Annotated in this window: 18 protein-coding genes; 14 read left to right on the top strand and 4 right to left on the bottom strand. The window is 44.0% G+C overall.

Going from position 1 to position 22,723, the window contains the following annotated elements:
• The first annotated feature begins 60 nt into the window (after window positions 1–60).
• A complete protein-coding gene (locus ACS8FD_RS06720) occupies window positions 61–561 on the top strand; it encodes a phosphate-starvation-inducible PsiE family protein (RefSeq protein WP_439275106.1) in 501 nt (166 codons plus the stop codon).
• 152 nt (window positions 562–713) lie between these two features.
• Here the strand turns inward: ACS8FD_RS06720 and corA are convergent, their stop codons facing one another.
• Window positions 714–1,925 (bottom strand): magnesium/cobalt transporter CorA, encoded by a 1,212-nt coding sequence (corA, locus tag ACS8FD_RS06715; protein ID WP_439275068.1) that lies wholly within the window; start codon window positions 1,923–1,925, stop codon window positions 714–716.
• A gap of 154 nt (window positions 1,926–2,079) precedes the next feature.
• On the bottom strand, window positions 2,080–2,469 hold the full coding sequence (locus ACS8FD_RS06710) for a DUF2237 family protein (protein ID WP_439275067.1): 390 nt from the start codon (window positions 2,467–2,469) through the stop codon (window positions 2,080–2,082).
• Window positions 2,470–3,048: 579 nt separating this feature from the next.
• On the opposite strand from ACS8FD_RS06710, the gene ACS8FD_RS06705 reads away from it, so the two are divergent.
• The 12 genes from ACS8FD_RS06705 to ACS8FD_RS06650 all read left to right on the top strand — a co-directional run bounded on the left by ACS8FD_RS06705 (window position 3,049) and on the right by ACS8FD_RS06650 (window position 19,027).
• A complete protein-coding gene (locus tag ACS8FD_RS06705) occupies window positions 3,049–4,356 on the top strand; it encodes an ATP phosphoribosyltransferase regulatory subunit (protein ID WP_439275066.1) in 1,308 nt (435 codons plus the stop codon).
• 145 nt (window positions 4,357–4,501) lie between these two features.
• Window positions 4,502–5,791 carry an adenylosuccinate synthase gene (locus ACS8FD_RS06700; protein ID WP_439275065.1) on the top strand — a complete coding sequence of 430 codons (1,290 nt, stop codon included), beginning with the start codon at window positions 4,502–4,504 and terminating at the stop codon, window positions 5,789–5,791.
• Between the two features lie 354 nt (window positions 5,792–6,145).
• Window positions 6,146–6,577: a nucleoside-diphosphate kinase gene (gene ndk, locus ACS8FD_RS06695; protein ID WP_439243951.1), complete on the top strand. Its 432-nt coding sequence runs from the start codon at window positions 6,146–6,148 to the stop codon at window positions 6,575–6,577.
• Window positions 6,578–7,020: 443 nt separating this feature from the next.
• On the top strand, window positions 7,021–8,259 hold the full coding sequence (gene rlmN, locus ACS8FD_RS06690; RefSeq protein WP_439275064.1) for a dual-specificity RNA methyltransferase RlmN: 1,239 nt from the start codon (window positions 7,021–7,023) through the stop codon (window positions 8,257–8,259).
• Window positions 8,260–8,493: 234 nt separating this feature from the next.
• Window positions 8,494–9,453 carry a type IV pilus biogenesis/stability protein PilW gene (gene pilW / locus ACS8FD_RS06685; protein WP_439275063.1) on the top strand — a complete coding sequence of 320 codons (960 nt, stop codon included), beginning with the start codon at window positions 8,494–8,496 and terminating at the stop codon, window positions 9,451–9,453.
• On the top strand, window positions 9,444–10,262 hold the full coding sequence (locus ACS8FD_RS06680; RefSeq protein WP_439275062.1) for a helix-turn-helix domain-containing protein: 819 nt from the start codon (window positions 9,444–9,446) through the stop codon (window positions 10,260–10,262). Before pilW ends, ACS8FD_RS06680 begins: the two co-directional genes overlap by 10 nt.
• A 58-nt stretch (window positions 10,263–10,320) precedes the next feature.
• A complete protein-coding gene (gene ispG, locus ACS8FD_RS06675; RefSeq protein ID WP_439275061.1) occupies window positions 10,321–11,436 on the top strand; it encodes a flavodoxin-dependent (E)-4-hydroxy-3-methylbut-2-enyl-diphosphate synthase in 1,116 nt (371 codons plus the stop codon).
• 107 nt (window positions 11,437–11,543) lie between these two features.
• Entirely contained in the window at window positions 11,544–12,845 is a 1,302-nt protein-coding gene (gene hisS, locus ACS8FD_RS06670) for a histidine--tRNA ligase (protein ID WP_439275060.1), read from the top strand.
• A gap of 71 nt (window positions 12,846–12,916) precedes the next feature.
• Window positions 12,917–13,765, top strand: a complete 849-nt coding sequence (locus ACS8FD_RS06665) for a YfgM family protein (RefSeq protein ID WP_439275059.1) — start codon at window positions 12,917–12,919, stop codon at window positions 13,763–13,765.
• Window positions 13,766–13,917: 152 nt separating this feature from the next.
• Window positions 13,918–15,123 (top strand): outer membrane protein assembly factor BamB, encoded by a 1,206-nt coding sequence (gene bamB / locus ACS8FD_RS06660; protein WP_439275058.1) that lies wholly within the window; start codon window positions 13,918–13,920, stop codon window positions 15,121–15,123.
• Window positions 15,124–15,455: 332 nt separating this feature from the next.
• Complete coding sequence (gene der / locus ACS8FD_RS06655) at window positions 15,456–16,898, top strand: ribosome biogenesis GTPase Der (RefSeq protein WP_439275057.1); 1,443 nt, start codon at window positions 15,456–15,458, stop codon at window positions 16,896–16,898.
• Window positions 16,899–17,068: 170 nt separating this feature from the next.
• Window positions 17,069–19,027, top strand: coding sequence for a sensor histidine kinase (locus ACS8FD_RS06650; RefSeq protein WP_439275056.1), 1,959 nt, complete (start codon window positions 17,069–17,071; stop codon window positions 19,025–19,027).
• Between the two features lie 96 nt (window positions 19,028–19,123).
• Here ACS8FD_RS06650 and ACS8FD_RS06645 read toward each other — a convergent pair whose 3' ends face one another.
• Complete coding sequence (locus ACS8FD_RS06645; protein ID WP_439275055.1) at window positions 19,124–20,290, bottom strand: D-alanyl-D-alanine carboxypeptidase family protein; 1,167 nt, start codon at window positions 20,288–20,290, stop codon at window positions 19,124–19,126.
• 596 nt (window positions 20,291–20,886) lie between these two features.
• A complete protein-coding gene (locus tag ACS8FD_RS06640; RefSeq protein WP_439275054.1) occupies window positions 20,887–21,321 on the bottom strand; it encodes an MCR_0457 family protein in 435 nt (144 codons plus the stop codon).
• 479 nt (window positions 21,322–21,800) lie between these two features.
• Between ACS8FD_RS06640 and surE the strand changes: the two genes are divergently transcribed.
• Window positions 21,801–22,685, top strand: a complete 885-nt coding sequence (surE, locus tag ACS8FD_RS06635; RefSeq protein WP_439275053.1) for a 5'/3'-nucleotidase SurE — start codon at window positions 21,801–21,803, stop codon at window positions 22,683–22,685.
• Window positions 22,686–22,723: the final 38 nt, after the last annotated feature.

The following is a 22,723-nucleotide window of genomic DNA, read 5'->3' as shown; positions in this document are numbered from 1 at the left end:
GAAGTTAAAAGGGATAATAACGTCAAGCAAGATAGCTTTGAGACGAGCAGTATTGACAGGGTGCAACACTCCAAAACCGACGTCAGTATTTATGAGCGTTTACAATACCTTGGTCGCGACTTCGTCGATATTTGCCATTATGTGATTTTGTTTTTTATCAGCTTAGTGGTGGTGTGGACGGCGGGCAAAGAGTTTTTTTATATTTTCCAAAAAGGCTCAGCAGACTTAAAGGATATTTTATTACTGTTCATTTATCTTGAGCTTTTAGCGATGATCGGTATTTATTTTAAGACCCACCGTTTGCCCGTGCAGTTTTTGATATTTATCGCCATTACCGCTTTATCACGGCATTTAGTCGTCGATGTGCAGGCGGTATCAGAGTATTATCATCTCTGGCTGCTAGCGACTATTTCGGTGGCGGTAATGATATTGAGCCTCTCAATTGTAATTCTGACTTGGACGGCAAAAATGTTCGGTCGACCTGAAGACTACTATGACGATCATCAAAGTCCCAATACTGAACATCATCTGCCAAGCTTTAACATCAGAAAACGTCGGTAGTAAGCTTAGTTATGAGTCAGGTTCTTTTGGCTGAAATAGCTTCAAATATATATTAAGCTTTCAATACATATCAAAAAGAGCTCGTTGATGAGCTCTTTTTTTTAGCTTAGATTTAGTTCAGGATGTTTCACTTATCATTGAGTTAGGGTTAATTAGAGCCATTTCACTTTTTTAAACTTATAGTATAAGTAGCTACAAGCCGCAGCAATCAAAAACAGAATAACAAAATACGAGTATTGCCAATGCAGCTCAGGCATAAAATCAAAGTTCATACCATAAAGGCCCGCTACAGCAGTCGGTACAGCGAGTATACCTGCCCAAGCAGCAAGCTTACGTACCACCTCATTCTGTCCCATATTGACCATAGCCATATAAGTATCCATAGCTAAGCTTAGCATCTCATTGAGACCGTTAACCGCATCTAATGAGCGCAGTAGATGGTCGTTTATATCACGAAAATAAGGCTTAGCGGCATTAGGGAAGGCGGGTACTAAGTCACTTTTTTGATGATTGATAAAGAAATTACAGATATCTTGTACCGGCAAGATTACCGCGCGCATGTGTACCAGTTGTGACTTAATTTCATACAGGTTTTTTAGGGTGTCTTTATTAAACTCATAGGTAAAGATATTGCGCTCTTGCTCGCGTAAGTAGCTGCCGAGTCTATCGGTGATGGGCAGATAGTTATCGACAATAAAATCAAGGACAGCATGCAAGATAAAGATAGGCCCCATTCTTAGTTTTTCGGGGCGTAGATGACAATGCTCACGTATCGGTGCATAGGCGTTTGAGGGGCCAGTACGGATAGTGATTAGATAGTTTTTACCCATAAATATGGCGGTCGTGCCATAGCGAATATAATTGTCTTCGAGCTTGGCAGTTCGAACGACCAAAAATATCGTATCGTTATTATAGGCTTCGACTTTGGCACGTTGATTATCAGCAAAAGCGTCTTCTATAGCCAGCTCATGTAGATCAAAAGCATTTTGTACTTCGGCGATGGTCTGTAAGCTTGGCTCATAAAGTCCCAGCCAGATAAACTGGTTATTATTGGTCAAGGCTTTGCTAACATCGCTGAGGGCCAACTGGCTGATTTGCTTACCGGTCTTACGCGAGTAGGAGTAGCAGTTGACTACTTCAGCCTCGCTTGAGACGACGATATCTTCATAGCGCTCTGAGTCCGGGTCATAGACGGTCATGGTCTCAAGCGTATCTTCTGCCGTCGCGTCCGCATCACCGTAAATATAGCTATCGTAATCGACTAAGTTTAGCGGCGCCTCAACGCTGTCAGAGTAGATACGTTCGATATTAGAATCAGGGGTGATACGTATCGTCTGGACTGACGTCTCATCATCACGGTGCATAAACGTTCTTCTTAGTCGTTAAAATTAAGTCTTTAGATTAAAACCTCTATCTATCTAACTAAAGGTATCTTTATAGCATAAGACTTGCCGCATCTCAGACAATGCTTGCTTTACAAGATAACGAGATGTCGCATACCACCTATCAAATATCTAACTATAAAGCATAACGCTTTAACGTCTCAATATCGACGAGCGTCAGTAAGCTCTCATGGCAAGCTTCAAGCTTGATAGGCGGCGCTATGTCGAAATCTAAGGCTTCGACCCAGCGCAGCGCACAAATACACCAATAGTCACCAGGCTTTAGACCTGCAAAATTATACTCAGGTAAAGGGGTGATCAGATCATTACCACGGCTAGACGAAAAGTTCAAAAATTCACTGGTCATTTTGGCGCAGACAGTATGTTGGCCAACGTCTTGGTTGCCAGTATGACAAAAGCCGTTACGGTAATAACCCGTGATAGGATCAAAGCAGCAGCTAGCAAGCGCGGTGCCGAGCACATTGGTTTGATTGATGTCAGGGTTTGGATGATAATCTGTGGACATAAAAATTCCAAAAAAAATATGAGTTAGTGTAACACGGGTCTAGGGCGTAGGGATGAATCAATAAGCCAAAAACTACTCTATTATTAGCGTTTGATTATCGCAGCCTTACTGCGTTAGTAGCACACGACGGGTATCCGTCACTCTTCTCAAAGACTTCTGTTTATAGCAGTTAAAAAACGATGAATAATCGGAAGTAATCGCGAGTTATTCAAAAAAATTGTGACTAGTCGAATCTTAACGGCTATGCTAAACTAAATCCTCAAGTGCTGTGAGCATTTCGCATGAGTGTGTTCAAACACTTTATGTTATATGTCTTATATAGTATGTCAAATATTTGAAGAGCACAGCGATAGCTTTTATCATTCTTGTCTATTCATTATCATAATTAAAACGACTATACTTAAATCGGTCTAATACATAACGATCTAGATTTTAAATAACCTAAACTGAAAATGATTTGGTATTGAGATGACCTAGTTGCTTTATAGAATTGGGTCAGTGATAGTGCGTGCTAAAAATACAAACCGCTCATAAACTTATCGTATCGCGTTTGCGTGATAAGCCAAACAAGGATTCATTGTGTCTGTCAGTTCTGATTCTACTAGCTTTGCTCACTCCTCTTCGGCGATTCAGCAGAGTACCCACACGACACCTACAGGGGCTACTAATGGCCTTTCTTACTTGAGTAATCATGCCGCCGAAGTGGCTAATAATTGGCTGCTACCTGATGGTGTTGGCGATGTGCTATTTTCTGCTGCCCAAAAGCAGGAGGTCTTGCGTTATAAACTTATCCAGCAGCTGATTACTCATGGTTATCAGCCAGTCAGTCCTCCTTTGATCGAATATACCGAGTCATTATTGAGTGAGGCTTCAGAAGATCTTAAGCGTCAAACGTTCAAGATTATCGATCAGCTGACGGGCCGATTGATGGGCCTACGCGCTGATATCACGCCGCAGATTCTGCGTATTGACGCGCATCATGGCAAGGGTATCGCGCGTTATTGTTATGTTGGCCATGTGATTCATACGCTGCCTTCAGGATTATTTGGTTCACGCACACCGCTGCAATTGGGTGCTGAGATATTTGGCTGTGATGATCTAAAGGCCGACATTGAGCTAGTAGATGTATTATTTACTATGGTCAATGGCTTGAAGCTAAAAGCGAGTCTCCATATCGACTTAGGTCACGTAGCAATATTCAAACGCTTAGCTGATCTGGCACAGTTGTCTGCTAGTGATACCGATCAGCTGATGACGCTGTATGCTAATAAAAACCTACCAGAGCTTAAAAGGATAAGTAAAGCCTTGCCGATGGGGAACGATTTTTATGCGTTGGCGCGTTTTGGTCATGATATGACCGGGTTGCTGGCGAAGCTATCTGCTACTGCTAAGCAAGACCACGAAATCGCGCAAGCAGTCGACGAATTACAGCGCTTGACCGCTCATCTGCAGCAGCAATGGCACTGTGAAGTGAGTATCGATGTCACCGAGCTATCAGGCTATCATTACCATACGGGTATTGTCTTCAACGGCTATATCAATAGTGAGACCCAGCCACTAGTGCGCGGCGGTCGCTTCGATGGTATGCAAAGTCGGGATAGTCAACTGACGGAGGCTCAAGCCCCACGAGCCGCGACTGGTTTCAGTATGGATGTCAGTCGATTATTGGCGCATATTGAGCTTGAAGCGCCAGCGGTAGTGATGGTCGATTATGCTGATATGATTGAGGCCGATAGTGCGCGCCAGCAAGCGTTACAGCAGCAAGTCGAAAAATATCGTCAGCAAGGGTACCGGGTAATAGTGCCTTTGAGCAAAGACGACTATCCAGCGGATGTCACTCATCGTTTAAGCTTAGCCGACGAGCACTGGCAATTAACTAATATATAGTACCACTACATAGTAGTAGGGCAATGCGCCCTAATCTTTAACTCAATATCTGATTCAATCCATAGCTAAGTCTAATGTTAAGCTTAGCTTTTTAATTTAATAGTTGTTTATAACCTACTCAAATACATTACTGTAAGGATCTATCATGGGTAAGAATGTCGTAGTTTTAGGAAGCCAATGGGGCGATGAAGGTAAGGGCAAAATCGTCGATTTGCTTACCGAAAAAGCCTCAGCAGTGGCGCGTTTTCAAGGCGGTCACAATGCAGGGCATACGCTAGTCGTCGATGGCAAAACTACTGTCCTGCATCTCATTCCTTCAGGTATTTTGCGTGATGATGTCACTTGCTTCATCGGTAACGGTGTGGTCTTGGCTCCTGACGCTCTGCTCAAAGAGATGAAGGAGCTTGAGGATAACGATGTGCCAGTACGCGAGCGCCTACGTATCTCACCGAATTGTCCGCTTATCATGCCGTATCATGTGGCGCTTGATCAAGCACGTGAAGCCAAACGCGGCTCTGGTAAAATCGGTACTACTGGCCGCGGCATCGGTCCTGCTTACGAGGACAAAGTCGCACGCCGAGCGATTAAGCTTGCTGACTTGTTCCGCGATGATTTAGAAGAAAAACTACGTAACCTCATCGAATATCATAACTTCCAGTTGACTCAGTACTATAAAGTCGATGCTATTGATTTTGATGAAACCTATCAGCTCTGTCAACAGTGGCGCGACGAGATCAGAGGCATGGTTACTGATGTGACCGAAGATCTGAACCAGCTGCGCCTAGCGGGCAAAAATTTAATGTTCGAGGGCGCGCAAGGTACGCTACTTGATATTGATCACGGCACTTATCCGTTTGTGACCAGCTCAAGTGTGACTGCAGGCGGTGTGTCTACGGGTACAGGTATCGGTCCGTTATATTTGGACTATGTGTTAGGTATTACCAAAGCCTATACCACGCGTGTCGGTAGCGGACCATTCCCAACGGAGCTATTCGATGACGTTGGTGCGCATTTGGCTAAAGTTGGTCATGAGTTTGGTGCGACAACAGGCCGCGCGCGCCGCTGTGGTTGGTTCGATGCCGAGGCGCTGCGCCGTGCGGTAGTACTGAACTCGCTGTCAGGCATTTGCTTGACCAAGCTTGACGTTTTAGATGGTTTAGAAGAGCTACTGATCGGTGTTGGCTATAACTTGCCTGAGACTGAATGTGCAGGCGCCCATGATGCCGAATTCTATGAGTCGGTCACGCCTAAATATGAAACTTTACAAGGCTGGAGCGAGTCGACCGTAGGTATCACTAACTATGACGATCTACCAGAGAATGCCAAGATATATATCAAACGCATCGAGCAGCTTATCAATTGCCCAGTCGATATCATCTCAACCGGCCCTGACCGCGAAGAGACGATTGTCCTACGTGATCCGTATGATGCTTAAGCTATAAAAAGCCAAATAGATAACGAAGTCCCAATGTCTAAATCATACTAGACATTGGGATTTTTGTATTTAAAACCTGTCTATAGCTGATAGGGAGTTCAACACGCCCTAGTCATAATCACTGAATGACAATAACTAAAGATATTTACGGTTTAGTAAGACACAATCATAAATTAACCCTATCATTTATAGTGTTAATCATTATAATAGGCAGCAATCTTCCACTGAGGACAGTGCGCTCGCATTGATAACGCATCAGTCCATCGGTTTATTTAGCTGATTTAGTGTGATGATCACAGATAACTTACCCATTTATTTTTACGGCTAACTTAATCCATTTTATAGGAGCTTTTCATGGCTAACGAACGTACTCTATCTATTATCAAACCTGACGCAGTCGCTGGCAATCATATCGGCGCTATCTATGATCGCTTTGAGCAAGCTGGTCTAAAAATCGTTGCCGCTAAAATGATGCAACTTGATGACGAAAAAGCAGGCGGCTTTTACGCTGAGCACGCTGAGCGTCCATTCTACAACGACCTAAAGTCATTCATGACCTCAGGTCCAGTATTAGTATCGGTACTAGAAGGCGAAAATGCTATCGCTAAGCATCGCGAAATCATGGGTGCTACTAACCCTAAAGAAGCGGCTGAAGGCACTATCCGTGCAGATTTTGCTAGCAGTATTGATGAAAATGCTGTTCATGGTTCAGATTCTGCGGAATCCGCTGAGCGTGAAATCAGCTACTTCTTCAATGATAACGAAGTTTGTGCTCGTACTCGTTAATACTACCCAAATGGTTTAGTATTTATCAGTATATAAGCATTGCTATTAATCTTTGCTGTTGGGAGACTAGTAGTCAAAGACTCAAAACCAGATCTCAATAGCTTGATTATTATTAACGCAAAACGGCTTATACTCTATGGGGTGTAGGCCGTTTCTACTATCAGTTACTCATTTTAGCGTTTAGAAATTGAACGTTGAAATAACCTGTAATCACCCTAATATTCATTGTAGTTACACGATTATTATAAGCCTAACTACTATATCACCCTAACTACTAAAGGGCTTAGGTAACCGTCTAGGGTTCACAGCGTTAGCAATCCCTTATCAGCACTCATTATCAGTGACCAAGTAAAACTAGAGCTGATATAATAGCGCTCATAACGGATTGCTTATGCTCCACAATATTGCACGAGCTTTTTAGCTCAGGCAGAAAGGTATTTATTATGTCCATGGTACAAACTTCCACGCCGTCAGCTGACACTCAGAGTAAGACCAACTTATTAGGGCTGTCGCAAGATCAGCTTGCCGATTATTTTAAAAGTATCGGTGAGAAGCCTTTTCGCGCCACCCAAGTGATTAAGTGGATATACCAACACGGCGTCACTGATTTTGAGCAGATGACTAATCTGAGTAAGTCGCTGCGAGAGAAGTTAGCCCAGCATGCCTGTGTGACTGCGCCCAAAGTTATTCATCGTCAATACAGCGATGATGGCACCCGTAAATGGGTGTTTGAAGTCACCGGTGGCTCACTTGTTGAGACGGTGTTGATACCCGCTGATGATAGTAAAGTCGATGGACGTAAGACTTTGTGTATCTCCTCACAAGTGGGCTGCGCGCTTGATTGCAGCTTTTGTAGTACTGGTAAGCAAGGATTTGAGCGCGACTTAACTGCCGCTGAGATCTTGGGTCAGCTGTGGGTCGCTAACGCTTCTTATATGAGCGATGAAAATGACAGCTTAGAGCATGTTGATCCTAGCCTTTGGGAGAATAAAGTCACCAACGTGGTAATGATGGGCATGGGTGAGCCGTTACTCAATTATAAGCCGGTTGTCAGCGCTATGCAGCTGATGCTCAGCGATCATGCTTATGGTTTGTCGAAGCGCCGGGTGACGCTATCGACTTCTGGGGTAGTACCTAAAATGTATCAGCTGGCGCAGGATATCGATGTCGCTTTAGCTATTTCTTTACATGCGCCTAATGATGAGCTACGTAATGAGCTAGTACCTATCAATAAGAAGTATCCGCTAGCAGAGTTGATGGCCGCTGCTCGCAACTATGTGTTCGACGCCAATCCGCGCCACAAAAAACACGTCACTATTGAGTATGTGATGCTAGATGGCGTCAATGATAGCGATGTGCATGCTCGCCAGCTAGTAGCCCTATTAGGGGATTTACCAAGTAAAATTAACTTAATACCCTTTAATCCGTTTCCGCACGCCGATTATGGTAAGTCGAGCAATAACCGTATTCATGCTTTTAGTGACATTCTCAGCCAAGCGGGTTTTGTGTGTACGATTCGCCAAACCCGCGGTGACGATATCGATGCCGCTTGCGGCCAGCTAGTTGGGCAGGTCGCTGACCGTACGCGCCGCTCAGAGAAGTGGCAGCAAAGCATCAAAGACAGAAGCGCGCAAGCCGTTACTATTAAAGACAGCCGCTTTAAGCACGATGCTAAGGCTTAGACAAAGCCCCAGATAAAGCTTAAGTACAGTGATAGGGCAATAACAGAGCAATAAACCTTAACAAATAGCGTGAATGATTATTAAGCCGTTAAGGTAGATAAAAGGTAGACTAATGGGTTTTATCGGTATAAAGTCTTATAGATTCGATACCTTAGTACTTATTTTTAAAGTAACAATCTATTAAAATAACAAGGTACTAATGATGATGCTAGTAAGACCAAGGATTTAGGTGCTATGAGTGATGATAATATTAGTAAATCAAGGCGTTTGTCTATGACTATCAAACCCTATATATCGCATAATCCGCTAACCTCTCTAACTAAGTTGTCTAAGCTAAATCAATTACCTAAGCTAATTAAGGGCCGAGTGGCGATGGCTAGCTTGTCCGCTCTGCTATTAGCAGGCTGTCAAAGCACAACCTCTCCGGATTTGTCAGGCAGTACCCGTTATCAAGACTCAGCGCCAACAAGTAATAACAAAAACCTTGATAAACAAGAGATTGCTCGCGTTCGTACCTCACTTGCTGCCCAATATATCCGTAAAAACGAGCTAGATGCCGCCCAGCGCCAACTCGAAAAAGCTTTTGCTGCCAATAGCCGATACGCGCCAGCCTATGATATGATGGGCGTTTTATTACAACAAGAAGGCAGCCGTCTTAATCTTGAGAAGGCGGATGAATACTTCAAAAAAGCGATCGCGCTTGACGCAGATTTTGAACAAGCCCGTAATAATTACGGGGTTTATCTCTCACAGATGAAGCGCTATAGTGAGGCGGCTCAGCAGTTTGAAATTGCAGGCGCCGCCTTAGGTTATGAAGGCCGTATTAGCGCTCTTGAGAACTTAGGGCGCACTTATCTACAGCTCAACAATAGTGCTGCCGCGGCAAAAGCATTTCTGCGAGCGTTAGATGGCAACCGCAACAGCTTAGTTGCTCATATTGAGTTGGTTGATTTATTATTAGCCCAAAACCGCGTTCAACAAGCTCAGCGCTTGTATAATGAGACGCTAATATTGGTACAAGGGCAGGGCGTCAGTCCGCGTCTGCTATTGCAAGGGGTCAAATTGGCCAAAGCGCAAGGTGATAACAACCAGCGTCAACAGTTATCGCGTCAATTATTATCCGCTTATCCGTTAAGTGATGAAGCAAAACAACTTAAGACTTGGCTCAACAATCCAGAGGCACCATGGCAATGACCGAACCATCACTAAATACCCAACTCAATGCGCAAAACTCATTTGGTGCCATGCTGCAACAAGCTCGCAACACTCAGCAAATAAGCTTAGAAACGGCTGCGGCTGAGCTGTTTATTTTAAAACGTCATTTGCAAGCGCTTGAAAACGAGAATTTCTCTGAGTTGCCACAAGTCGCCTTTGCGCGCGGCTTTGCGATTAACTATGCCAAATATCTGCGTTTAGATCCTAATACGATCGCTAGCGCCTTCGATGCGGCTTATCCTAATGAGCTAAAAGACCGCTCAGCTACTAACGCTGAATCGTTACTGCAGCCGATGGGAACGCTGCAGCGCGATACTAGCAGCCGCATTCGTCTCAACCCGTTATTGATAATCGGGGTTATTGTACTCATTGTTTTGGCTTTCTTTTTATTTCGTATGGTGAGTAACGCCAGCCGCGATGGCGAAACAGCTGCGCCTGTGATTGATGATATTACGGCTACAGAGCAGGCTCAGGGCGCTGCGATAGTGACTGAGGACGAGGGCGTTGGCGCCTCAGGCTCAGCGCTGAATCTAGGCGGTGATAGCCAAAGCAATGCCACGTTAGAAGTTAAGCTGACCGATGCCGTCGATGTCAATATCACCGATGCTTCAGGCAATAGTCTGATGAATGGTGAGCAGACCAGAGGTAATTATACTTTGATAGGGATGCCGCCGTTTAGTATTCAGATCGACGATGTCGATAACGCCAGCTTAGTGCTTGATCAACAAGCGGTTGCCCTTGAGCAGTACGCGACCGGCAATCGCGCTATATTTGAGCTTGCGCCATAAGCGTATTGCCTCTGATATTTAGAAGTTTGTTCTATCTAATTTAAGTAAAGGATTTTGTATGTCAACGTCAACGCCTATTAATCGCCGACCTACCAAAAAAATACATGTCGGTAGCGTAGCCATTGGCGGCGATGCACCGATCAGTGTGCAGAGTATGACCAATACTGATACTTGCGATGTGGCAGCTACAGTAGCGCAAATTGAGCGCTGCGTAGAGGCGGGCGCGGATATGATGCGCGTTTCTACCCCAACGATGGATACGGTTAAAGCCTTTGGTGAGATTCGTAAACAGGTCAACGTACCGCTGATTGCTGATGTGCATTTTGATCATAAGATTGCGCTGGCCGTGGCTGAAGCTGGTGCTGACTGCTTGCGTATCAACCCAGGAAATATCGGTAGTGATGCTAAGGTACGTGAAGTTGTGGCTTGTGCTAAGCATCATAATATTCCGATTCGCATTGGCGTCAATGCCGGCTCCTTAGAAAAAGACATTCAGCGCAAGTACACGGAGCCAACCGGCGAGGCGATGCTCGAGTCTGCCATGCGTCATATCGATATTCTTGAGCGTCTCAATTTTGATCAATATAAAGTCTCAGTCAAAGCCAGCAATGTGTTTTTGACGATGGATGCCTATCGTTTGATATCGGCGCAGATAGATAATCCGCTACATTTAGGGGTGACAGAAGCTGGCGTCTATCGTACTGGTGCGGTCAAGTCAGCTATTGCTTTGGGCGGATTGTTACTCGATGGTATTGGCGATACTATTCGTATCTCTTTGGCTGCTGAGCCAGAGGAGGAGATCAAAATTGGCTTTGATATTCTAAAATCACTAAATATTCGCTCCAATGGCGTGAATTTCATCGCTTGCCCGAGCTGCTCGCGTCAAGAGTTCGATGTTATTAAGGTGATGACGGCATTAGAGTCACGTCTAGAAGATATTCGCGAACCAATGAACTTATCGGTGATCGGCTGCAAAGTAAATGGTCCAGGTGAAGCCAAAGAAGCTGATATCGGTATCGTTGGTGCCGCTCCTAAGTCCTTGGTCTACCGAATGGGTGACAAGAGCCACCTCATTGACACTAATAACTTAGTGGACGAAATCGAAGGTATGGTACGCGCCCACGCTGCAGAGCTCGCTAAGTCACGCGAAAATGAAATTATTCGTGTCGGCTAGTTACTGATAAAACAGTAATTGATGAAATAGCTACTAATTAAAATTATTGGCATCATCTATTTAAAAATAAAAACAATCGTATTAAAGTTTAAGGGTATAACCGCACCATGATTAAAGCTATTAAAGGGTTCAATGATATCTTGCCACAGCAGTCGGCAAAGTGGTTACACCTAGAAGCCGTTCTACAAAACGTGCTGAGCCGTTATGGCTACGAGAATATCCGTTTACCTATCGTTGAGCAGACGGATCTTTTTGCTCGCGCTATCGGCGGTGCAACCGATATTGTCGAAAAAGAGATGTACAGTTTTGCTGATAAGTCAGAGCCACCAACGCCTTTGACTTTGCGCCCTGAAGGCACTGCTGGGGCGGTGCGTGCGGTTATCGAGCATAATTTACTGCGCGGCGATACCCCTAAACTTTGGTATATCGGTCCGATGTTTCGCTATGAGCGTCCGCAGAAAGGTCGTTATCGTCAGTTCCATCAGCTTGGAGTCGAGAGCTTCGGTAGTGCATTGCCAGATGCTGATGCTGAGCTGATTGCCATGACTGACCTTATGTGGCAAGAGCTTGGCCTCAAAGACGAGATGCGCTTAGAGCTCAATAGCCTAGGCGAGAGTGATGAGCGTCATGCTTATCGCGATGCGCTGGTCCGTTATTTGACCGATAAACAAGAGCAGCTTGATGAAGACAGTAAGCGCCGTTTAACGACTAATCCGCTACGCATCTTAGATAGTAAAGAGGCGAGTACACAAGAGATATTAGCCGATGCGCCGAAGCTCGCTGACTTTTTAGGTGCGGAAAGTGTGGCGCACTTTGAACAAGTACAGACATATTTGACTGAGCTTGGCATCGATTTTGAGATTAACCCGCATCTAGTACGTGGTCTTGATTATTATAACAAGACAGTCTTTGAGTGGGTCACTGACAAACTTGGCAGCCAAGCTACGGTTTGTGCCGGCGGCCGCTACGATGGTTTGATCGGTCAATTAAAATCAATGGATAACAAAGGCGATAATCAAGATAGTAAGCCTGTAAAGTCTGAACCTGCTGTTGGTTTTGCCATGGGTCTTGAGCGCTTATTGTTATTGATAGAAGCGGTGGCGCCTTTTGCAGAAGATTCTGCTTGTGATGTCTTTGTCGTAGCGCATCCTGAGGTGTATAGTGCCGGTATCGCTTATGCCCAAAACCTGCGCTATACGCGCTCAGATCTGCGTGTAAAAATGGCTAGCGCCACAAGTCTAAAATCGCAGATGAAAAAAGCGGATAAGTCAGGTGCCGCGCTAACAGTGATTATCGCGCAGCAAGAGCTCGATCAGCAAACGATTAGTATTAAAGATATGCGTAATGGTGAGCAAAAAAGCGTTCCTCAAGATTGGTTGGCTGATAGTGCCCACTTTTTGGGCCAGTAGTTTTAACTCAGACATTTATAAAAAACACTTTCAATATAATACTCATTATAAATTTCATCAGGTAAATACCCATGGCTTTGAATCCTAGTTCGCCAAACTCAGACAATTCGATGCAAGCGCTAAAACAGCATGGCGGCAATATTGTCACTATTATATTGTTAGCGTTGGCTGGCTATTTTGGTTGGACTTATTGGCAAAATAACCATGCCCGTGTGGATACCGTAGCCGCCGATCAGTATGCTGATATTCAGCTGTTAAATGAGCAAGTTAGCTTAGCAGCGCAAAATCCAGACTTAGAAGACGACGCCCTAGCGGCGCTGAGCGAAAGCCGGGATCAGCTCAATAGTGATATTGATAGCTTAGTTGGTGCTCATGGTGATTCAGTGTACGCTTGGCAAGCACTGATGATGAAAGCGCGGATGCAGATGGATAATGACGATTTTGCAGGCGCGACAGCCAGCCTTAAGCAAGCGTTAGCTATTGATTTGGATGACGCTGGCCTAAAAGCCATCACGCGTCTGCGTTACGCGCAAGTATTATTAGCGGCTGATGAGCTAGAAGGGGCATTATCTGAAGCTAAAAGCGATGTGCCAATCTCCTTTGAAGCGAGCCAACAAGAGCTACTAGGTGATATTTATCAAGCGAAAAATGATAAAGAAGCGGCTATTAAAGCTTATAATAATGCCTGGAGTCTGATCAGTGAGCGTAATGAGACGCGTGCGGTACTGGCGCTAAAAATGGAGAGCTTAGGTATCTACCCTGAGCCCATCGAAGCTCAAGATAGTCTTATCCAGCAGCCAGCTGTACCGCAAGAATTGACGGTAGATAATGCTGTGATGACTGACAATGACAGTGCTAATAACGAAGTTAATAGCAGTAATGAGAGTAACAACAGCAATAACAGTAACAAGCCTGAATAATAAGTGCAGTAAATAAGTCATATTAACTGCGCTTTAGACGTTTAAAAAGTTTATTTTTAACCCTAATTATAGTAGTGGCTGTGCAATAAAGACTGATATTATCTTTAGCTACAGCTTCTTATTGACCGTTAATTTTTTGTAGTGAGAATACAATGACCCGATCTGTTCGTGCAAGCCAGACTATAAAAAGCAATACCCTAAAAAAGACTGCTATGCAAGTGGCAGTAGTGGCTTTGATGGCTACCGCTGCTGTGGGCTGTAATCGCGGTATAAAGCCAGTGGTCAATGATCCTGTCAAGCTAGTGCAAATTGCGCAGCCGATCAGTGTCTTGCAGCCGGTATTCAGTGTTGATGCAGGCAAAAACGCCAGCAAAAAAGATCCGCTGGATTTACAGGTTGGCTATGAAAATGGTCAGATGGTCGTTGCAGGGCGTGGTGGTGATCTAACAGGCTATAATAGTAACGGTCAGCGCTTATGGTCGTTTAACGTTGGTGAAGAGATTACGGGCGGGGTCGCTTTAGATGCCTTTAGTCAAACCGCCGTTGTCAGTACTCGTGGTGGCCAGATTATCGCGGTCGATAGTGTCACTGGTGCGAAACGCTGGCAGAAGCAGCTGTCAGGATCGGTATTGGCGCCTGCACTGATTACCAATAACCGCGTTATCTTATCGGCGAACGATGGTTTTCTGCACGGTTTATCGCTACAGAGCGGTCAATCGGTTTGGCAGTTTGCGACTAGACTTCCTACCATTAGCGTTCGCGGTGCTGCTGAGCCAACTTTATTAGATGATAAAACTGCTTTGCTCGCTACCGCTGATGGTCGTCTGCATGCGATCACTCTGGATAATGGCTTGCCAAAATGGTCGCGCCGTATCGGTATCGGTACCGGTAGTAGTGAAGTGGAGCGTATGAGCGATGTCGATGGTCAACCTGTCATCGATAATGATCAGCTATTTGCGATCAGCTATAGTGGGCAGTTATTAGCTATCGATTTGGCTTCTAGAGAAGTTATGTTTGTCAAAGAGCTTGCTAGCCTCAAGTCGCTTGCGGTCAACAGCCAGCAAGTTATTGCGACGAGCTTAGAGGGCAAAGTAGTAGCCTATGATCGTCGCACCGGTGAGGTATTGTGGGAGAGCGAGGAGCTTGCCTATCGTAAGCTTACCAATCCTGTAATGATTGGTGATTATATTGCTGTCGGCGACTTGGATGGTATTGTCCATTTGTTTGACCCAGCGACAGGATCTATCGTAAGCCGGGTTGAGACTAAAGGCGCGCTAAGTAGCTTACAAGTGGATGGCACGCGCTTAATGACTCAAAGTAAAACGGGTCAAGTGGCGATATGGCAGCTGCCAAGATAAGTCTTTGCTGACTAGTGCCGTTGCTATGAGCTAATATAAGCTAAGCCATAAAAACCTTGTACTCTATAAACGCTGCTTGTTCAGCGTTTAGTGCTTTTTATTAAAGCTTGTTTAAAGACGCGATTTAACGTACTCTTGCGCCCTGTTGATGGACTGCAGCGGAATCATGACAGCAAGTATTGAGTGGTTTGCGGAGTGCACTAGAGTCGTTGGGGTTATTTTTAACCTAGTTATTGTATATTATTTATTATCATCATTTATTTAAGTCTAAGATAGTGGGTAGTCTATGGCTGCTGTTATTATCTACTACTGACTATTATCGAGAGTAACCCATGAGCATCAAGCCTGTAGTGGCTTTAATCGGTCGCCCAAACGTAGGTAAATCTACCTTATTTAACCAGTTCACTAAAAGTCGCCAAGCCTTGGTCGCTGACTTGTCAGGACTCACTCGTGATCGTCAATACGGTGATGCGGTGTATGAAGACAAAGCTTTTATCGTAGTAGATACCGGCGGTATTGGGGAGGCTGATGACGGCAGTGGTAATATCGATGACTATATGTCTGAGCAGTCGCATACGGCTATTCATGAGGCTGATATCATCGTCTTTGTCGTTGATGCTAGAGCTGGCATGATTGGCGCTGACGCTGAGATTGGTAAGTTTTTACATACCTTAGGTAAGCCTGTCTACGTCGTTGCAAATAAAGTCGATGGCGTGCATGATTCTGCGCCGGCAGAATTTTATGCTTTAGGCTTAGGGGAGCCATTCCCTATGGCTGCCAGTCATGGACGCGGAGTTGGTAATTTGTTAGAGGTGATTACCGCTGACATGCCAGAGCAAGAAACTCTACAAGAGCCAGATGGTCTTAAGCTGGCGATTATTGGTCGTCCTAATGTCGGTAAATCAACGCTAGTCAATAGACTGCTCGGTGAGGATAGAGTAGTGGTCTATGATATGCCAGGTACTACGCGAGATAGTATTTATATCCCTTATGAGCGCGATGGCAAAAACTATGTACTTATCGATACTGCTGGCGTGCGTCGCCGCGGCAGGATCGATGAAAAAGTAGAGAAGTTCTCAGTTATTAAAACTCTACAAGCTATCGAAGATTCAAACGTGACGGTGATTGTCATTGATGCGCAAGAAGGCATCGTCGATCAAGATCTGCATATGATTGGTTATGCCCTTGATGCTGGACGCGCGTTGGTCGTAGCGATTAATAAGTGGGATGGTTTGAGTGTTGAGCAAAAAGACTATATTAAGATTGAGATGGATCGCCGCTTCAGCTTTATTCCTTATGTTAAAGTGCATCTGATATCAGCTCTGCATGGTACTGGTGTTGGTAATCTTTATCCCTCTATCCTAAAAGCCTATAAATCTTCTATGTTTGAGGTGTCCACCAACCGCTTAACACAAATACTGCAAGATGCTGTTGCCGCTAATCCGCCGCCTACCGTTTCAGGTCGCCGTATTAAGCTGCGTTATGCTCATATAGGTGGACATAATCCGCCGGTAATTGTGATTCACGGTAATCAAACCGGCTCATTACCTAAGAGCTATCAGCGCTATTTAGAAAACCAGTTTCGCCAAGTATTCAAGCTTGAAGGCACCCCATTGAACGTCGTCTTTAAGCTGAACGAAAATCCTTATGCGAATAAGAGCGACACTCCTACCAAAGCCAAAGCCCAGCAGCTCAAACAGCGAGAGCGTAATCGCGCACATAAGTACACCTCACGCGACAAAAAAAGCGATAAAAGAAATAATAACAAGCGTTAATCATTGCTAATGATGCAAGCTTGTTGATAAATAAAGAGCGTTCGTTAAGGCAAGGAGTAATTCGTATTCCTTGCCTTTTTATTTTATGATAGAGCGTTATAACAGATTCATAACTAAGCGCTGTATCGTCAGCGACTAGACCTCTAAGCTCTTTAACTCAAGTGAGTAATATGAGTAATCCCTCATCAGCGACTGTTTCTTTTCTTATTCGGCGCGCGGTTTTTCAGGCCGTCTTGCTGATTTTTATTGTGATGTGCTTTTTGTTCTTCTATTATGGCTTTGTGCAACATTATAAGCAGCAACGTCTGCAAGTGCAGCAGCTATCAGAGCTACTCGTGAATAGTGCTTCGACAGTAGATGGCGCAAGCTTAGTGGCACAGCAAGTTGATATCTTGCTAGCCGAAGATCCTGCGTTGAGCAGTATAGTGTTTTACTCTTCTGACTCACCTATATTAGCGCTTGATAAAACCGATATCGAGCAGCAAAATCGTGATTGGTATAACGCTTGGTTTGCCGATAGTATTAGCTTTAATGAGCCGATTACCAGTCGCTATCTGAGTACGAGCAGCTACTATGTTCCCTCAGCCACAAATAGTAATGAAAATACTGACGGTGAAGTAGAAAATACAGGCGTTGAAGATAATAATACTCTAGGGGCGCAGGATGTCTTGATCGGCTACCTTAATATCACTTTAGATATTCATAAGTTACGAATGGAATGGTTGTATCAAAACGCTTGGCTATTATTTATTATTATTGGAGCGACGATTATTGGTTTGTTGTTATTACTGCGCCGTTTAACTTGGGTCGCTGATGGCGTAACGGAGCTGGCAAAGGTGTGTCAAATCGTTGTCAGTAACCCGGACGTTGAGCAGCTACCAGTGATCCAGCAACGTTTGAGTTTTAAAGAAACTAGAGATATTAGGCTGGCGTTAGTAAGTTTATTTAATCGCTCAAAAGAGCTGAAAAATAAACTTGATTCTTTAGCAGCTTTTGAGCAACAGTTACATAATAAAGATCTGTCTCTCAATACTCAGCGCAATAATTTTCAGAGTATGATTACGCATGAACTCAAAACCTCGCTGAATGCTATCACGGGTGGTTTACAGCTATTAGAGAGCCAGTACGCTAGTGCAGAGCAAAAAGATACTTTATCAATTATTCACAAAGGCAGTCAACATTTGGAAGCGACGATTGAGCAAATTATCCAGCTCAATAAGATAGAAAAAGGTCAGATGATTATCCATATTAGTGAGTTTAATCCCTTGCAGCTGCTATCAGATTTATTTTCTGAGTTTGAGGAAGCGGCAAAACAAAAAGGACTTGAGCTTACCAGTCGTATTCATCACATCGATTATAAGCTTGAGGGCGATGCCAATAAAATTAAGCAGATAGTATCAGCTTTGCTTGAAAACGCTATTAAATTTACTGACAGTGGAGAGGTCAGTGTTGAGTCGCAGTTAACGCATTTTAATACTAGTGTTCGCTGGGAGATTAAAGTTAAAGATACTGGTATTGGCATTGACAACAGGTATCTAGAAGATATTTTCACGCCATTTTTTCAGGTTGATCCTAGTCGTACTCGGCGCTACGAGGGCGTAGGGGTGGGTTTACCGGTGCTCACACAGATGGTTCAGCTGCTTGGAGGGTTTATTGACGTCACGAGTGAGCCAAAAGTGGGCAGTCAATTTACGGTCATTCTCCCTATACAAAGCGCTTATCAAAGTCAGTCGCGATATTCGCAAAAACCATTAGCAGGATTAAACATCCTTTATTATTATAATGAGGAGATGGGTGTGTTAGCCGAGCAGCTGCGCGGCTTTGGTACAGAAATCAGTGGCGAGCAGCATGAACTATCAGTGATACAAAAGCTTAAAAAGACTAAAGTCGATATGGTGATGATTGCTCAAGAGGTGCTGCCAGAAAAAGCTATACAGATGGCGCGGCTGATTCGTGCTGAGGAAAATTACTATCGGGTATTGATCATTTACTGGTATCCGCCGCACAAGCAAGACATTTTAGATAATTTCGAATACTCATTGAAAGCTGCGGGGGTAGACTTCTGTTACCCCGCTACTGAAGACAGTAAAGCGCTTTATCAGCTGATTAAAAAAGACGCTAGATACTGATTCATAAAAACCAAGTATTATAAATACAAGTCTTTAAAAAATAACAGTATAGCGTCTATCGTATTCGAATGCTTTATTACAATCAGCGGTTATCGACTAGAATAAGTTCTGCGCCCAGCGTACCACATGCTGCCACATACGACTAAAGAAGCCCGATTGTTCTACATCATTAGTAGCGATGATAGGAACCGAAGCCACGGCTTTTCCTTCAATGACTGCCATCATTTTACCGACTTCCTGACCTTTGGTGATAGGCGCTTCTAGACTCTCTGGAATATCAACCACCGTAGTGATCTTATTCTTTTGCGTCTTAGTCGTTAGTATTTTCAGGTTATCACTGATAGCCAATTCGACTTCTTCCGCTTCACCGAACCAAACAGGTATCTTGCTGACAAATTGGCCAGCAGGGGCTTTGGTGACGGTAGTAAAGTGACCATAACCCCAATTGAGTAACTCACGCGACTGGTCAGCACGGGCCTGTTGGCTTTCTGTACCCATAATTACCGAGATTAGACGCATACCGTCACGATTGCTTGATGCGACTAAACAGTAACCTGCAGCATCAGTATGACCGGTTTTTAGACCATCGACAGTGGAGTCTGTAGCTAGGAGAGCGTTACGGTTGCCTTGAGTGATGCCATTATAGGTAAACTCTTTTTCAGCGTATATACTATAGTAATCACCGCTGTTCTTTATGATAGCGCGAGCAAGCTTAGCTAAGTCCAAAGCAGAAGCTTCGTGACCTTCATCTGGCATACCAGTAGAGTTCACAAAGTTGGTATTTTCCATACCTAATTTTTGCGCTTGCTCATTCATCAAAATCGCAAACGAAGCTTCACTACCAGCGATGTGCTCTGCCATAGCTTTTGAAGCATCGTTACCTGATTGGATGATGATTCCGCGTAGCATATCGATAACGCTGGCTTTTTGATTCACCGGTACGTACATACAAGACTGGCTGCTACTGCCGCGGCACCAAGCATTCTGGCTCATAAGCACTTGTTCATCTTCGCTCAAGTCGCCTGAAGCCAGACGTTGCTCGATGATGTAACTGGTCATCATTTTGGTCAATGAAGCGGGTGGCAATGGCTGGTTGGCGTTTTTTTGTGCCAGTATCTCGCCAGTATTGTAATCCATCAATACATAGGCTGTATTGTCCATTGTCGGTGGTTGGATAGCGGCATTGGCGGCTACTGCCCCAAGCGAAACACTAACACCGATTACTAATTGTACAAGCTGTTGTTTTACACGCTTAACTGTCATAAGTTGTTACACCACATCATAAAACCAAAAGTATCTATCGTTAGCAAAACAGCACAACCTTCTGCAGGCCGTTTTTAATAGACCGTAAATGAACCCTTATCATAAAGATAAAATGCGTATAAAACACACAAATTCAGCATAATAAGGTCGATAAAGCAAAGAGGATTGACTTATTGTTAGGGAGTCCTAAAAAAGTCTTGTCAGGGCTATCATAGCTCCATAATTACCGTAGTGATAGCAGTGATAACGACTGACGCTAGCAAGAATAATCTAAAAATCTATAAGCAGCAATAGCAGATAGCAGTATTGATTAAATTTATAAGGTTTAATCGCTGAGGCCAAAGCACTATCGATATTCTATTGAGCTAAAAATAAAATTTTGTCTATTGTGTATCGTCTAAAGTAGATCAGTCCGCTACAAAATAAAAAAAGCTTGCAGCGCGGCTCAAGAGATTGAGGGTAGCGCTAGCAAGCTTCGTTTCGTACTCGTCAATTTGGCAATCACTAATAAGGGTGCTAAAAATATAAATAATCACTAGCCCAAAATGAGGTTTATCTTAGAAATATTGTGTTAGAGTCATTGAGCCTCAAAGCCATTAGTAAGGAGCATCGGCTAAGTCTTGACAAAGCGCCTTATTTTCACTTTTTGAGAAACCCATCGTCCAACTGCGAATACCTTGTAAGATTTGACGATAATCTTGCTGAGTAGACAGGTATTGAATAGCCGCTTTAGGGTCTTCTAATGTGGGCATCAGCTCTTGTAGCTGTACATTATAAGACTTATAAAAACGCTGTTTTTGCTTGCCATTGAGCATCGAGGGGCAGATCTCTGATAGGACTTGCATGACCGCAATTTCATGCTTAGTAATACTCATGCCAGACATATCAAGAGGAATAGTAGTGGCTACATTATCTGCTGCTTGGCTAACTTGAGACAACATCGCAGCGGACATGATAAGACTGGCAATGCCAACTTTAGAAGCCACTTTTTTGGCAACAAAAAAAGTAGAGAATATCAATTTATTAGTCATCCGGTATCACGCTCGCTTAACATTATTGAGTGGTATCATGGTAATAGTAAAAGCATAAAATGTCACATAAAATATGAATCGATCTGTAGATGTATTGTGAGCTAAAGGCATTTTATAGCAACATAGCCGTAGTATATTTAAATACGTTACCCTAACATTAACCGATAGCTTATTATTGTTATCTTACGCGCTTGTGATCGAGATTTATTCAATCAATACACCTAAGAATAGCGACAATCATTATAGCTGTTATAACAGTTAAAAATCGTGACTTGTCATATCTGAAAATTTACTAGCTCAATCTATTTGACATCTTAAGGATAAAGCCTTAGTTTGTCATTTTATATTATAATAGCTTGATTTTTTGACTCTCTGCTTTATTCAACTATTGGTCTTATGCAGCAAGGATAGCTTTATTTTATAAAAATAAATAGTGCAAGTTATGACTCACCAAACTCTATTAGGTATGTTCAGCCAATATGAAGTTTTTAATTAGTAATGATGACGGGGTACATGCTCCAGGGTTATTAGCGTTATATCGTGCGCTCTCCGCTATCGGAGAGGTGCACGTAGTCGCGCCTGACACTGAGCAAAGTGGCTCTGCTAGTGCCTTACGTATCTCACAACCTTTGTATACTCAAAATACCGCTTTAGGATTTATCGCTGTTAATGGTACGCCGGCAGACTGTGTATACTTAGCGCTGCATGAGCTCTACTGCGATGTTAGCTTCGACTGCGTCATTACTGGGATAAATTCTGGGGCTAATCTTGGTCAAGACGTTTTGTTTTCTGGCACCTTTGGCGCAGCGCTAACGGCTCAGATTTTCGGCGTGCCTGCTATTGCTACATCACTGGCAGGCGGCGCTAGCAAGGCTAATAGGGGTAGTCTCGATGATGAAGCAAGCCACTATACTATAGCAGCTGCAGAGATCGTCAAGCTCATCACTGAAACTGATATCCTAACTGCGCTCAAAGAACTGCCTTATCATGTGCTAAACGTCAATATTCCTGAGGTTAAAAACGCCAGTGATATTCAAGGGCGTAAGCTGACTTGTTTGACCCATAGCCAAATTGCCAAACCGGTACATCATATCGTCGATCCACGAGGTCGCGATGCATATTGGCTGTGCTTGCGTAAGTCGACGCATTCGCCGCTAGAGACTGCGTCAAGCGAAACCACCCCAAAAACAGAGGCTAGCTTAGCCCGATCAACCGCAGTGAATCAGCGTCACAATAATCACGACATTACCAGTCATGTTACCGATGCTCAGGCGCTGGCAGATCGTTTTGTTAGTTTGTCACCGGTCAGATTGCACCATACACCGCTTACGAGCTTAGAAAGATTATCGGCATTAGCACTATAAAAGCTTTGCCGCACTTGTGTATTATTAACCATCACAAC

The organism is Psychrobacter sp. 1U2, from assembly GCF_051847575.1.
The sequence above is the reverse complement of the archived record's forward strand: the minus strand, read 5'-3'. Positions and strand labels throughout refer to the sequence as shown.